This is a genomic window from Brevibacterium atlanticum, from assembly GCF_011617245.1.
Taxonomy (GTDB): domain Bacteria; phylum Actinomycetota; class Actinomycetes; order Actinomycetales; family Brevibacteriaceae; genus Brevibacterium; species Brevibacterium atlanticum.
Window position 1 is genome coordinate 2,035,360 of sequence record NZ_CP050152.1, and the last position, 12,863, is coordinate 2,048,222.

The following is a 12,863-nucleotide window of genomic DNA, read 5'->3' on the forward strand; positions in this document are numbered from 1 at the left end:
CTCTGAATCGATCCGGCTGATGCCTGTAGAAGCTCTCACCATGGATGCGAAAACGCCCTCCCGGAGGAGGGCGTTCGTCCTGGTGGGCCCAGAGGGACTCGAACCCCCGACCCTCTCGGTGTAAACGAGATGCTCTAGCCAACTGAGCTATAGGCCCCACTGTGCAGACGATGACCTCGTCAGCGCTTGATCAGTATGCCATATCCGGACAGGTCCGCCGAATTCGACGCACCGGCGAATCCGGGGCATCGTCGCTCGAGCTGGTCCTGAACCTTGGTGCCGGGCGTTTCGGTCAGGACTGGGACCGCACGGCGACGAGCATCGCCGCGGCGTTGGCCGCGAAGTTCTCTGCGGCGCCCGCCGGGTCGATGTCGAAGAGTCGGCGGTTCTGCTCGACGGCCACGGCCCCGAGGGTCAGTGTGAGAATGCCCTGCGAGACCTCGGCGCCGAGTCGTTCGCTGCTCAGCGCTCGGGGTGTGACGTCTGCGGCGGCGATGGAGTAGCCGAGCAGCACGATCTCGGCTCCGTCGCGGTATTTCAACAGCACTTCACGCAGGGACATGGCCGCAGCGAGCGGGTCGGCGGTGACGGGGCAGACGTTGTCGACCTCGACCTTGAGGTTTTTGGAGATGAGGACGAGCAGAGACTGCTTGTCCTTGACGTGCCAGTAGAGCGCGGACGGCTGAACCTCGAGCTCACGGGCCAGTCGACGCATGGAGAGATCGCCGAGTCCGTAGCGCGAAAGGATGTCCAAAGCGGTGTGAGTGATGGACTCGGCTGTCAGTGCCAATGAGACATACCTTTCATTCTTCGCCGGTCGTCGATCTCGATTTTTCAGATCGCGTTCCCCTCGCTATAGTAGTTCCTGGTCACGGGATATAGCGCAGCTTGGTAGCGCGCCTCGTTCGGGACGAGGAGGTCGTGGGTTCGAATCCCGCTATCCCGACCAGGGAAAAGTGCCGCAACATCGCTGAGGCGAGGTTGCGGCACTTTGCATTGTCAGCCGGGGTCGGTCTTTGTACGGGACTGCGCATCCGCCTCGACGGGATCGGCCGCCTCGGCGAGGCTCTCGACCAGGGCATCGGGATCGGTGCCCCGCCACCGGGCGATCGCCTTCATCAGCTGAAAGACCACGATCGCCGAGGCAGTGCCCAGTGCGATCCCCTCGAACTGGAGTCCGCCGGGCGACCACGTGAAGTTCGCGATGGCGACGATGAGGGACACCGCCGCAGTGTTGAGGTTGATCGGATTCGAGAAGTCGACCCGGTTCTCCACCCAGATCCGCACGCCGAGCAGTCCGATCATTCCGTAGAGGACGGTTGCGGCACCGCCGAGGACGCCGGGCGGAATCGTGGCGATGATCTCCCCGAACTTCGGCAGCATGCTGAGGATGAGCGCGATGATCGCCGCGCAGAGATACGCGGCGGTGGAGAAGATGCGTGTGGCCGCCATGACCCCGATGTTCTCGGCGTAGGTCGTCGTGCCCGACCCTCCGCCGGATCCGGCGAGGATGGTCGAAAAGCCGTCGGCGAAGAGAGTGCGGCCGGTCAGACGATCGAGATCCCTGCCGGTCATGGCCCCCACCGACTTCACGTGGCCGATGTTCTCGGCGATGAGGACGAGGACGACGGGGAGGAAGAGACCGAGGTATCCGAGATCGAAGGCCGGTGCATGGAAGGTCGGCAGTCCGACCCACCTGGCCTGGGAGACCGTCGAGAAGTCGATCTGACCCTGCAGCCAGGCGGCCGCGTAGCCGACGAAGACTCCGATGAGGATCGACAGGCGTCCGAGCATGCCGCGGAAGGCCACGGTGGTGATGAGGATCGCGACGATGGTGATGACGGCGGTCAGGGGAGCGGCCTTGACCCAGTCCCAGGCGGCCGGGGCGAGGTTGAGGCCGATGAGGGCGACGATCGCACCCGTGACCACCGGCGGCATCGTCACCTCGATCCACCGGACGCCGACGAAATGGACGACGAGCCCGACGAGCGCGAGCGTGACTCCGACGGAGATGATTCCGCCCTGAGCCAGCGCCATAGCGTGGGAGTCGAGATCCTCGCCTGCGGTCGCTGAGAATCCGGTGACCGCACCGATCGGGGCGAGCAGCCCGAACGACGAACCGAGGTAGGAGGGCATCATGCCCTTCGTGATGAGCAGGAAGAGGAGCGTCCCGATCGCGGTGAAGAAGAGCGTCGTCGAGGGAGGGAAGCCGGTGAGCAGGGGAACGAGGAAGGTCGCTCCGAACATCGCGACGACGTGCTGAGCGCCGATGCTGATGGTCCGCGGCCAACTCAGCCGTTCCTCGGGGAGGACCCGTTCTCCCGGGGCGATCGTGCGCCCGTTCCCATGCAGTCGCCATCCGCGGCGGATGACATGAGGTTCGTCATCCGCCTGTACCGATCTCACCATTGTGCTCCTTGCTGCGTCCGCTCGGTTCGAGTCCGAACCGTCGGAAGAAGTCTATGCGCAGTCACGGGGTTACCCACGCAGGCTGCGTTTGAGGATCTTCCCGGCCGAGTTCTTCGGCAGCTCTGCGACGAATTCGACCCGTTTGGGCACTTTGAAGCCGGCGAGGCGGCTTTTGACGTGGGCAATCACCTCGTCGGCGGTCAGCTCGCCCTGCTCGGGTCGGCGGACGACGAACGCGGAGATCGCCTCGATCCACTTCTCGTCGGCGACACCGACGACGGCGACTTCAGCGACCTGGGGGAGTTCGAAGATCGCATCCTCGACCTGTCTGCTGGCGACGAGGACCCCTCCGGTGTTGATGACGTCCTTGACTCGGTCGACGACCTCGACGAATCCGTCCTCGTCGACCTTGACCAGGTCGCCGGAATGGAACCAGCCGTCGGCGAAGGCCTCCGCGGTGGCGTCGGGTCGGTTCCAGTAGCCTTCGCACAGCTGTGGGGAGCGGTAGAGCATCTCACCCTCGTCTCCTGGTCTCACGTCCTGTCCTTCACTGTCGACGACGCGCGTTTCGACGAACATCACCGGTCTGCCGGCCGACCCGGGGTGCGCGTCGTGGTCCTCGGGCCGCAGGACCGTGCACAGCGGTCCGAGTTCGGATTGGCCGAAGCAGTTGTAGAACCCGAGTTCGGGCAGTCTCTCCCGGAGGCGCTCGAGGATCGGACCGGGCATGATCGAGGCGCCGTAGTAGGCCTTGCGGAGACTGTCGAGGTTGCGAGTCTGCAGGTCGGGGCTGTTGGCCAGTGCCACCCAGACGGTGGGCGCGGCGAAGAAGGAATTGATCTCACGCTCTTCGAACAGTGCCAGCAGCTGCTCGGGCACGGGTGCGGGAACGATGATGTTGTGCGCCCCGATCGAGAGCAGCGGCAGGAGGAAGACGTGCATCTGGGCCGAATGATAGAGCGGAAGCGCATGGACGGCGCGGTCACCTCCGTCGAAGTCGAGGACGAGGAGCGCGGAGAGGTACTCGTGGATGAGGGCACGATGGGTCATCACCGCGCCCTTCGGCGCCGAGGTGGTGCCGGAGGTGAAGAGCAGCTGTGCGACATCGGTGTCGGCGACGGAGAATTCCCCGTCGCCTGCGGGGCTGATGTCCTCTGCGGAGGCGACCGGCACGAGCGAGTTCAGGTCGAGCACCTCGGCCGCCGCGCCGGTGGTCGTGGCTGTGACGGCGTCGACGAGGTCAGGATCGGCGAAGACGATTCCCACTCCGGCGTTGTCGAGGATGTAGTCGAGCTCATCGTTCTTCAGCTGATAATTCACGGGAACATGGATGATGCCCGCTCGGGCGCAGCCGAGATAGAGGAGCAGGTAGACGTCGGAGTTCTTGCCGTACGCGGCCACACGGTCGCCCTTCGCGGCTCCGAGGCGCACGAGTTCACGTGCGACGGCCGTGACGGCGGCATCGAGTTCGGCATAGGTCCAGGTCCGGTCGGCGAATTCGACGGCCGTGGACGTGGGGAACCGACCGGCGCTGCGGCGGACGAGGTCGGAAACCGTCGACGCGGTGGACATCGTGGGTGCGGGCTGTGTAGAGGTCATGTGCCAAATATAGGAGCGGCCGCCAGGAAAAGTGAACTGCGTCTCATCACTCCGGCAGGGTCATCCGCGACCCGACCCGGGGCCCGCTGCGCGACCTGACCGCGGAAGGCAACGGCCACGCCCGCGGTCCTCGGATGTAATAGTGTGGTCCCATGAAGCATCCGAAGGTGAGTGACTGCGTCGACGTCTTCGATTCGCTGTGGCCGCCGGCCCTCGCCGAGTCCTGGGATTCCGTGGGTCTGTCCGTCGGCGAACCCGAGGCGGAGGTCCGTTCGATCCTCCTGGCCCTCGACCCGATGGACGCGGTGATCGCCGAGGCGGTCGTGCTCGATGCCGATCTCGTGTTCACCCATCATCCGCTTATGCTCAAACCCGTGAAGTCCGTGAATGCCTCGACACTCAAAGGCGGAGCGGTGCACACGCTCATCAGCAACGACATCGCCCTGTTCAACGCGCATACGAATGCCGACTCCGCCCGCGGGGGAGTCTCCGACGTCCTCATCTCCCTGCTGGGCATCACCGACGCCGAGCCGCTCGTCACGCATTCCCAGCAGATCCCGGCGACGCCCCGGTCCGCTGCGGAGAGTGATTCTTCGGCCGCCGAGGCGCACCGTCCGACCGGGATCGGCCGCGTCGGCGACCTGGACCGTCCGACCCCGGTACGCGACATCGCCCGCACCCTCGCCGAGGCACTGCCGCGGACGACGACGGGCGTGCGGATCGCCGGAGACCCGGCGGCGACGGTGACGAGGGTGGCAGTCTGCGGAGGCGCCGGAGACTCCCTGTTCGACCACGTTCGGGCCAGCGGAGCTGAGGTCTTCATCACCGCTGACCTGCGTCATCACCCCGCCACCGAGGCACGCGACACCGCAAACCGCCACGACGGGAGCCCCCAGCTCATCGACGTCTCCCATTGGGCCTCGGAGACCGTGTGGCTGGACGCCGCAGCCCGAGAACTCGACGCCGAATTCGCCGCCCGCGGCTTCACGGTCGCACTGCAGCACTCGGCCATCAACACGGACCCCTGGGTCGAACGCTACTGACGAGGAGATCGACGATGCTCATCACCGACGACCAGCGCACCGCGCTGCAGACCCTCATCGAACTCACGGCCACGGGCCGCGCCCTGCGCCACGAACATGACCACCCGAAACGAGCCGCCGAACTCCAGGAGCTCGTTACGAACCACCAACGACTCGGCGAGGAGAAGACGCAGGCCACCGAGGTCGTCGACAGGCATCGGTCGACGATCGCCGAAACGAACACGCTCATCGAAGACCAGCGGGCGAAGATCGAGAAGAAGACCGCAGAACTCAACGACGGCACGGGACTGACCAGCAGAGACATGGTCAACCTCCAGGAGGAGATCGCGGGTCACGAAGCCCGCGTCTCCGAACTCGAAGAGACCGAACTGACCGAGATGGAGAACCTCGAAGTCGCCGAGGCGGGACTTGCCGACGTCGAGGGCCGCATCGCCGAGGTCACGTCCTCCGGCAGGGAGGTCCAGACTGCGGTGAAGGAGCGCAAGGCCGAGCTGCTGGGCCTTCTCGAGGACAATGCCGCCTCGGTGCGTGAGGCGAAGGTCGAGCTCCCGGCAGAAATCGTCACCGCCTTCGATGCGAACGTCGCTCAGGGAGGTCCGGGAGCAGCCGTGCTCTCGGGACCGAATTGTCAGGCATGTGGGCAGGAGATCGGGGGAGCAGCGTGGAATGCGATGCTCGGCGCCGATGTCAACGAGACCTACGAATGCGAAGAATGCGAGGCGGTGCTGCTGCGCCGCAGCTGACGCCCGGACCGGCCGCAGGCCGACCTTCAGCCCGGCAGGACGATCGTCAGGGTCGCTGGCTTCGACTTCGTATGCGGAGCGAACTCGACCTCGTAGCTCTCCTCGGCCCGGGCCACGAGCTCATCGGTGCTCGCCGGCAGCGCCCGGTCATCGGAGAGGAGACGGCCGGCGAACTCGCCGCGATAGAACTTCGCCCAGTGTGAGACCACGCGTCGCTTCCCGCCGCTCACGGTCACTGCACCCATGGTGATCACCTGATTGTTGGGCCCTGGCCACGCGGATCGGTAATCGCTCGAGCGGCAGTCGAGGGCCACCTCGGCGGGAGCGAGATCGGGAGTCTTCGCCAGGATCGGCTTCCAGAACGACGTCAGCCTGCCCAACGTCCCCAGACCGGTCTTCATCGCCAACCGATAGGCAGGGATGACGTCGAGTCCGTGGACGCGGCCGAAGAGAGCGGAGAAGACCTGAACGTGCTGCAGCCGCTCCTTGAGGGCCGTGTCCGCACCGGCGCGTGACACGAGTTCGGCCGCGCCCATCGCTTCAAAGAGGACGCCGGAATACGTGAGCAGTGCCGGGGCGCAGGGCATCGAGTCGAGGACGGTGTTGCGTTCGACGTCCGCGGCCAAGGATGCACCGACGCCGAGCTGTTCGAGGGCGTCTCGACGTTTCGAGACTCTCTTCAGTGCGGTGAGGACTCGTTCCCGGCTGGGATTGAGCTCGGGCGACGAAAGAGTCTCGAGGTCGAGGGTCGGACCGGTTTCGGCCGGGGTCTTACCCTCGGAGGGCGGCAGCAGAATCTTCACCAGTCCATCGTAGGAGCACGTCAGGAGCCGACGGAGACGGGGCCCGAATGACCTTCGTCACGTTCTTCGCTCCTGTTCCCCGCTCGGGCGAGGTCCGGTGTGTTCGGCTTCGGTGCAGGGGCTAGACTGGGGTGCTTGAGGACAGGTCACCAGACGGTCGCGGCTCTCCTTTTCGAGGGCTGAGGAACGTCCGGGCTCCACAGAGCAGGGATGGTGGGTAACACCCACCCGGGGCGACCCGCGGGCCAGTGCAACAGAAAGCAGACCGCCCGACTCCGGTCGGGTAAGGGTGAAACGGTGGTGTAAGAGACCACCAGGGTGCCGGGTGACCGGTGCCGCTGGGTAAACCCCATCCGGAGCAAGATCAGACAGACAGCGTTCGAGGCTGCTCGCCGAGCTGTCGGGTGGATTGCTTGAGGCCGGTGGCAACATCGGTCCCAGATAGATGGCCGTCAGGCGAGAAGGGTGACCGACTCGTCGACAGAACCCGGCGTATCGGTGGCCTGTCCTCTTCGCCGTCTTCCTACCTCGCTCCGTCGCGGGATCTCTCGCGCCCTGCGGCGGGTCGGAGACATCAGGACGTGCTCTTCTTCACCTTCGCCTTGCCGCCGTTGACCGCGATCATCGCGGCCCCGACGATGCCGGCGTTGTTGAGCAGCTTGGCCGGTTTGAGTGTGGCGCGCGTGCTGATCAGCGGCAGGAACTCCGCATGTGACTTCGAGACTCCGCCGCCGACGATGATGACGTCGGGGGCGACGAGGAGCTCCAGTTGTGTGTAGTACTGCTGCAGACGCGCCGCCCATTCCGGATAGGACAGCCCCAGCCGGGTCTTCACCGATTCGGCGGCCTGCGTCTCCGCGTCGGCTCCGTTCATCTCGATGTGACCCAACTCCGTGTACGGGACCATCCGTCCCTGTGTGAACAGGGCCGTGCCGATCCCAGTCCCCAAGGTGGTCAGCAGCACGGTCTTCTTCCGGTGTGCGCGACCGGCGCCGAAGATCATCTCAGCCAGCCCCGCACCGTCCGCATCGTTGAGGAAGTAGACGGTCCGACCGGTGCGCGCCCCGATGACGGCGGTGATGTTCGACCCGATCCAACTCTGATCGAGGTTGGCTGTGTATTCGACGAGGTGATCGCGGATGACGCCGGGGAATCCGCATCCGACGGGCAGGGCATCGAGATCGGCCCTGTCGGCGACGATCCCCAGCTCGAGCGCCCTCACGGTCAGGTCCTCGAGCACCCCGGCGATCGCCTCGGCGACGGCTGACGGTGTCGCCGGCTTCGGGGTGAGCACGCGGATGCGTTTGAACGGCAGCTTGCCGGTCACCGTGTCGACCAGGGCTGCCTTGATTCCGGTTCCACCGATGTCGATGCCGATGGCGAAGCGGTTCGTCGTCTCGTCGCTCATCCGACGCTCCTCTCGCTCTGCGGGCCGCCGGCGACGGTGGTGTCGGCATCAGGCAGGGTGAGGATGTCGGCCCCGGATTCGGTGACGACGAGGGTGTGCTCGAACTGGGCCGAACGCTTCCGATCCTTCGTCACCACGGTCCAAGCATCGTCCCATACGTCCCAGTCGATGGTGCCGAGGTTGAGCATCGGTTCGATCGTGAAGATCATTCCCGGCTCCATCACCTCGGCGTGGGCGGGGGCCGCATCGTAGTGGGGGACGATGAGACCCGAGTGGAACTCACGGCCGACCCCGTGCCCGCTGTAGTCGCGGACGACGCCGTAGTCGAAGCGTTTGGCGTATTTCTCGATGACGCGACCGATGACGTTGATCTCGCGTCCGGGTCTGACGGCCTTGATGCCGCGCATCATCGACTCATACGTGCGTTCGATGAGCAGTCGGGAGGTTTCGTCGACCTCGCCGACGGCGAACGTGTAGTTCGTGTCGCCGTGCATTCCCTCGAAATAGGCCGTGATGTCGACGTTGACGATGTCGCCGTCGACGATCACCGTCGAATCGGGGATGCCGTGGCAGATCACCTCGTTGACCGATGTGCACACCGACTTCGGGAATCCGCGGTAGCCCAGGGTCGACGGATAGGCTCCGTGATCGCACATGAACTCATGGGCGACTGCGTCGATGTCATCGGTGGTGACACCGGGTGCGATCATCTCACCGACCGCAGCAAGAGCGTTCGCGGCGATGCGGCCGGCGGCCCGCACCGTCTCGATCTCCTCGGCGGTGTAGAAGTTGCTGCCGCGGCCCTCGTCGGCGTCGGTTCGTCCGACGTATTCGGGGCGGGGGATGGACTTCGGCACTCCGCGTTCGGCGGAGATCGTGCCGGGAGTGAGCAGGCGCGTGTGTGCTGTCATGATGGAACCGATTCTATGGCGCATCTTGGGCTTTGTCCCACTTCGCGGAGCCTGTCGGTGTGCGGGTCGGCGGCACCCCGCGTCTAGAATCGTAGGGAATCGCGTCGATTCTCGACGGTCGGCGGGAGCAGACGAACGCCGCCGAGATGCGGCATACGACGAGACCGGGAGGCATGTTGAACGACGACACGACGGCACCAGGTCACGAGTTCTCCGGCCTCGGGGACGTGGTGAGCCTGACGAGCGCACCGCAGCAGATCGCCGATCACATCCTCTCCGGCATCGCCGTCGGCGCACTGCCGGAAGGCACGCTGCTGCCGGGGGAGCGGACCCTGGCCGCCGATCTGCAGGTGTCGCGGTCGAGCGTGCGCGCCGCCCTGCTGCGGCTCGAACGACTCGGTGTCGTCGAACGCCGGCGCGGGCGCGGCGGAGGCACCTTCGTCAAGAACGCTCGCCCCGAGGCTCTGGCCCCGATGGCCGGCCGGATCGACGAATTCCACGCCGAGCGGCGCAACCTCCTCGACGCCCGTGCGGTATTTCAGAACTCGCTTGCCGCGACCGCGGCGCGCCGGCGCACCGAGGAGGAGCTCGCGGAGTTGCGAGAGCTGGCCGAGACCTATTCCCGACTCGCCGAGGCGGCCGCCGCCCGCACGGCGGATGCTCAGTTCCATTTCGCCATCGCCCGTGCCGGGCACAACCCCGAGCTGGTGAGGATGGCGATCGACATCGATACGAAGATCAATGCCGGCTTCCGCCATGATCCGTTCTCCGCCGAACTCTTCGACCATGCGGTGGCTGACCACGCGGCGATCGTCGAGGCGATCGCCGAAGGCGATGCGGACAAGGCCGGGCGACTGTGCGAGGAGCACTTCCGCTACACGACGATCGTCCCCAGAACTACCTGACGGCGGCCCAGCAACCTCGCGCGAGGTTGCTGGGCCGCCGTCAGGTAGTAATAGCGGGGGTCAGTTTGCGAGGGCGTGGGCCACGGACACGGCCTCGAGGCCGAACGCCTCGGCGACGTTGTCGTTCGTGACATGCCCGTTGTGGACATTGAGCCCGCGCGCCAGTCCCGAATCGCTCGACAGGGCCTGGTGCCAACCGCGGTCGGCGAGCTTCACCGCATAGGGAAGGGTCGCGTTCGTCAGCGCCGCGGTTGCGGTGTTCGGCACGGCTCCGGGCATGTTCGCCACGCAGTAGTACACCGAGTTGTGCACCGTGAAGGTCGGGTCGTCGTGGGTCGTGGGGCGGGAGTTCTCGAAGCAGCCGCCCTGGTCGATGGCGATGTCGACGAGGACCGATCCCGGCTTCATGCCGGCGACCATCTCATCAGTGACGAGCTTGGGAGCCTTCTTCCCCGGGATGAGCACGGACCCGATGACGAGGTCGGCTGCGGCCAGGGACTTCGTGATCTCGTACGTGTTCGACACCTTCGTGGCGATCGCGCCGGCGAAGGTCTCGTCGATCTGGCGCAGGCGGGGGATGCTGATGTCGATGACCTCGACGGTCGCACCGAGGCCCAGCGCCATGCGTGCCGCGTTCGTGCCGGCCACACCGGCGCCGATGACGACGACGTTGGAGCGTTCGACTCCGGGGACACCCGAGAGCAGAATCCCGCGTCCGCCTTCGGCCTTGAGCAGGCTGTGCGCACCGACCTGGGTCGACAGGCGACCGGCGATCTCGGACATCGGGGCCAGCAGGGGCAGGCCGCCGCCGTCGGGGGCGACGGTCTCATAGGCGATGGCGGTGGTCCCGGCGTTCATCAGCGCCTGGGTCAGCGCCTCATCGGCGGCGAGGTGGAGGTAGGTGAAGAGCACGAGGTCTTTGCGGAGGAATCGGTACTCCTGCTCGATGGGTTCCTTGACCTTGAGCACCATGTCACCGGCAGCCCACGTGGAGACCGCATCGGGGGCGATCTTCGCGCCGGCGGCGACGTATTCGTCGTTGCTGATGAAGGAGCCCTCTCCGGCTCCGGACTGCACGGTGACCTCATGGCCGTGAGCGACGAGTTCATGGACGCCGGCGGCGGTGATGGCGACTCGGAACTCGTTGTTCTTGACCTCGGTGGGCACTGAAATGCGCATTGTCTTCCTTCTCTCATGTTCGTGCTCCGCTGGGGCGCGAACGGCCGACCTCGCCGTCGACCGTCGATGGGTCCCACTGTATTCCTTAGAAGGTTTGCAGAGCAAACCTTTATGAGTGTTTTCGTCCCCTAAGATGCGAAATCAGTGTTCTGTGGCGACAAATGATACGGAAACATGAAATCGGTGGGAGGCGAAGCCGTTCTCGACGACATGGACAGAGTGCACTGCGAACTGGGTGTGAAACGGTAAGCTGAAGGTGTCAGTGCAGAACCCCACCAAGGAGAGAAGGCTCGCCATGGGACTCTACGAAGATATCGACGACCCCGACTCGAAGTACTACTTCAACCTCGAGACGAACACCGTCGAAAAGGGCCTGGTCAGCGATTGGACGCACCGCATGGGCCCGTACGAGAGCGAAGAGGTCGCACGCGCGGCACTCGAGAAGGCCCGCGAGCGCAATGAGAAGTGGGATGACGACGACGAGAAGTGGAACGGCTGAACCGATGACGCGTCAGGAGGAATTCGTTCTCAGGACCGTCGAGGATCGTGAGGTGCGTTTCATCCGGCTGTGGTTCACCGATGTGCTCGGACAGCTGAAGTCCGTGGCCATCGTCCCGGCCGAACTCGAAGGTGCCTTCTCCGAGGGTATCGGGTTCGACGGTTCTGCGGTCGAAGGGCTGTCCCGAGTCTACGAGGCAGACATGGTCCTCAAGCCCGATCCGTCGACGTTCTCTCTGCTGCCGTGGCGCGGAGAGGTCGAACCGACCGGCCGGATGTTCTGCGATGTCCACGTTCCCGGAGGCGAACCCGCCCCGGCTGATCCGCGCAATGTCCTCAAGCGGACGCTGGCGAAGGCAGCCGAACGCGGCTTCACCTTCTACGTGCACCCGGAGATCGAGTTCTATCTGTTCAAGAAGGACAACCTCGATCCGGCCACTGGGATCAGCGACGGCACCGCTCCGATACCGGTGGACACGGCCGGATACTTCGACCACGTCAACGGCGGCACCGCCAATGACTTCCGTCGCGAGGCCGTGACGATGCTCGAAGCGATGGGACTCTCGGTCGAGTTCTCCCACCACGAGGCGGGACCCGGCCAGAACGAGATCGACCTCCGCTACGCCGATGCCCTGACGATGGCCGACAACGTCATGACCTTCCGATCGGTGATCAAGGAGGTTGCGATCTCTCAGGGGGTCTATGCGTCGTTCATGCCCAAGCCGCTGTCGGCACAGCCGGGCAACGGCATGCACACGCACGTGTCGCTGTTCGAAGGTGAGAACAATGCGTTCTTCGAACCCGGTGCCGAATATCAGCTCTCGCAGACCGGTCGCCAGTTCATCGCGGGCCTGCTCACGCATGCCGGTGAGATCTCGGCGGTGACCAATCAGCACGTGAACTCGTACAAGCGACTGTGGACCGGGCACGAAGCCCCCTCCTACATCTCGTGGGGCCACCGCAACAGGTCGGCGCTGGTGCGGGTGCCCCAGTACAACTCGGGCAAGTCCTCGTCCGCACGCATCGAGTACCGGGCGTTGGACTCCGCGGCCAACCCCTACCTGTCCTATGCGCTCATGCTCGCCGCCGGACTCAAGGGAATCGAAGAGGGCTATGAGCTGCCGGAGGAGGCCGAGGACAACGTCTGGCTGCTCTCCGACACCGAACGCCGCGCCATGGGCATCGACGCGCTGCCGGCCAGCCTCTCGGAGGCGGTGAGTCTGATGGAGAGCTCCGACCTCGTGGCCGAGACGCTCGGCGAAGAGGTCTTCGACTTCTTCCTGCGCAACAAGAAGCAGGAGTGGAACGACTACCGGGCGCAGGTGACGCCCTACGAGCTCGCCAAACACTTCACGTCGATGTAGT

The 12,863-nt window shown here is 65.2% G+C and carries 12 protein-coding genes, 2 tRNA genes and 1 other RNA gene; 7 read left to right on the forward strand and 8 right to left on the reverse strand.

Annotated features, from left to right (window positions below; translation table 11 throughout):
- Positions 1-80: 80 nt before the first annotated feature.
- Positions 81-157 (reverse strand) — tRNA-Val (locus GUY23_RS09085).
- 135 nt (positions 158-292) lie between these two features.
- Positions 293-790 carry a TetR family transcriptional regulator gene (locus tag GUY23_RS09090; protein ID WP_166971623.1) on the reverse strand — a complete coding sequence of 166 codons (498 nt, stop codon included), beginning with the start codon at positions 788-790 and terminating at the stop codon, positions 293-295.
- Between the two features lie 82 nt (positions 791-872).
- On the opposite strand from GUY23_RS09090, the gene GUY23_RS09095 reads away from it, so the two are divergent.
- Positions 873-949 (forward strand) — tRNA-Pro (locus GUY23_RS09095).
- A 50-nt stretch (positions 950-999) separates the two neighbouring features.
- On the opposite strand, the gene GUY23_RS09100 is transcribed toward GUY23_RS09095, so the two are convergent.
- Entirely contained in the window at positions 1,000-2,409 is a 1,410-nt protein-coding gene (locus GUY23_RS09100) for a uracil-xanthine permease family protein (RefSeq protein WP_166971625.1), read from the reverse strand.
- A 69-nt stretch (positions 2,410-2,478) separates the two neighbouring features.
- Positions 2,479-4,008, reverse strand: a complete 1,530-nt coding sequence (locus GUY23_RS09105) for a fatty acyl-CoA synthetase (protein ID WP_166971627.1) — start codon at positions 4,006-4,008, stop codon at positions 2,479-2,481.
- 152 nt (positions 4,009-4,160) lie between these two features.
- Between GUY23_RS09105 and GUY23_RS09110 the strand changes: the two genes are divergently transcribed.
- Together GUY23_RS09110 and GUY23_RS09115 are read left to right on the forward strand one after the other, a co-directional pair.
- Positions 4,161-5,051, forward strand: coding sequence for a Nif3-like dinuclear metal center hexameric protein (locus tag GUY23_RS09110; protein WP_166971629.1), 891 nt, complete (start codon positions 4,161-4,163; stop codon positions 5,049-5,051).
- Between the two features lie 14 nt (positions 5,052-5,065).
- On the forward strand, positions 5,066-5,794 hold the full coding sequence (locus GUY23_RS09115) for a zinc ribbon domain-containing protein (protein WP_166971631.1): 729 nt from the start codon (positions 5,066-5,068) through the stop codon (positions 5,792-5,794).
- A 26-nt stretch (positions 5,795-5,820) separates the two neighbouring features.
- On the opposite strand, the gene GUY23_RS09120 is transcribed toward GUY23_RS09115, so the two are convergent.
- Entirely contained in the window at positions 5,821-6,597 is a 777-nt protein-coding gene (locus GUY23_RS09120; protein ID WP_166971633.1) for a YaaA family protein, read from the reverse strand.
- A gap of 141 nt (positions 6,598-6,738) precedes the next feature.
- On the opposite strand from GUY23_RS09120, the gene rnpB reads away from it, so the two are divergent.
- Positions 6,739-7,108, forward strand: an RNA gene (rnpB, locus tag GUY23_RS09125) — RNase P RNA component class A.
- A gap of 63 nt (positions 7,109-7,171) precedes the next feature.
- Here rnpB and ppgK read toward each other — a convergent pair.
- The gene (gene ppgK / locus GUY23_RS09130; protein ID WP_166971635.1) at positions 7,172-8,005 is read right to left on the reverse strand and encodes a polyphosphate--glucose phosphotransferase; all 834 of its coding nucleotides are present in this window, start codon (positions 8,003-8,005) and stop codon (positions 7,172-7,174) included.
- On the reverse strand, positions 8,002-8,916 hold the full coding sequence (map, locus tag GUY23_RS09135) for a type I methionyl aminopeptidase (protein ID WP_166971637.1): 915 nt from the start codon (positions 8,914-8,916) through the stop codon (positions 8,002-8,004). The genes ppgK and map overlap by 4 nt, the downstream gene beginning before the upstream one ends.
- A 173-nt stretch (positions 8,917-9,089) precedes the next feature.
- On the opposite strand from map, the gene GUY23_RS09140 reads away from it, so the two are divergent.
- Positions 9,090-9,821: a FadR/GntR family transcriptional regulator gene (locus GUY23_RS09140; protein ID WP_166971639.1), complete on the forward strand. Its 732-nt coding sequence runs from the start codon at positions 9,090-9,092 to the stop codon at positions 9,819-9,821.
- Between the two features lie 60 nt (positions 9,822-9,881).
- Here GUY23_RS09140 and ald read toward each other — a convergent pair whose 3' ends face one another.
- Complete coding sequence (gene ald, locus GUY23_RS09145) at positions 9,882-11,000, reverse strand: alanine dehydrogenase (RefSeq protein ID WP_166971641.1); 1,119 nt, start codon at positions 10,998-11,000, stop codon at positions 9,882-9,884.
- Between the two features lie 262 nt (positions 11,001-11,262).
- Here ald and GUY23_RS09150 point away from each other — a divergent pair, with 262 nt between their 5' ends.
- Positions 11,263-11,499: a hypothetical protein gene (locus GUY23_RS09150; RefSeq protein ID WP_228282820.1), complete on the forward strand. Its 237-nt coding sequence runs from the start codon at positions 11,263-11,265 to the stop codon at positions 11,497-11,499.
- A 4-nt stretch (positions 11,500-11,503) separates the two neighbouring features.
- Positions 11,504-12,862: a type I glutamate--ammonia ligase gene (glnA, locus tag GUY23_RS09155; RefSeq protein ID WP_166975888.1), complete on the forward strand. Its 1,359-nt coding sequence runs from the start codon at positions 11,504-11,506 to the stop codon at positions 12,860-12,862.
- Position 12,863: the final 1 nt, after the last annotated feature.

Bases quoted from the DNA above. Each gene is read 5' to 3' on its own strand.
- GUY23_RS09100 (WP_166971625.1), bottom strand. From the start codon at position 2,409: ATGGTGAGATCGGTACAGGCGGATGACGAACCTCATGTCATCCGCCGC.
- GUY23_RS09105 (WP_166971627.1), bottom strand. From the start codon at position 4,008: ATGACCTCTACACAGCCCGCACCCACGATGTCCACCGCGTCGACGGTT.
- GUY23_RS09110 (WP_166971629.1), top strand. From the start codon at position 4,161: ATGAAGCATCCGAAGGTGAGTGACTGCGTCGACGTCTTCGATTCGCTG.
- GUY23_RS09115 (WP_166971631.1), top strand. From the start codon at position 5,066: ATGCTCATCACCGACGACCAGCGCACCGCGCTGCAGACCCTCATCGAA.
- ppgK (WP_166971635.1), bottom strand. From the start codon at position 8,005: ATGAGCGACGAGACGACGAACCGCTTCGCCATCGGCATCGACATCGGT.
- map (WP_166971637.1), bottom strand. From the start codon at position 8,916: ATGACAGCACACACGCGCCTGCTCACTCCCGGCACGATCTCCGCCGAA.
- GUY23_RS09140 (WP_166971639.1), top strand. From the start codon at position 9,090: ATGTTGAACGACGACACGACGGCACCAGGTCACGAGTTCTCCGGCCTC.
- ald (WP_166971641.1), bottom strand. From the start codon at position 11,000: ATGCGCATTTCAGTGCCCACCGAGGTCAAGAACAACGAGTTCCGAGTC.
- glnA (WP_166975888.1), top strand. From the start codon at position 11,504: ATGACGCGTCAGGAGGAATTCGTTCTCAGGACCGTCGAGGATCGTGAG.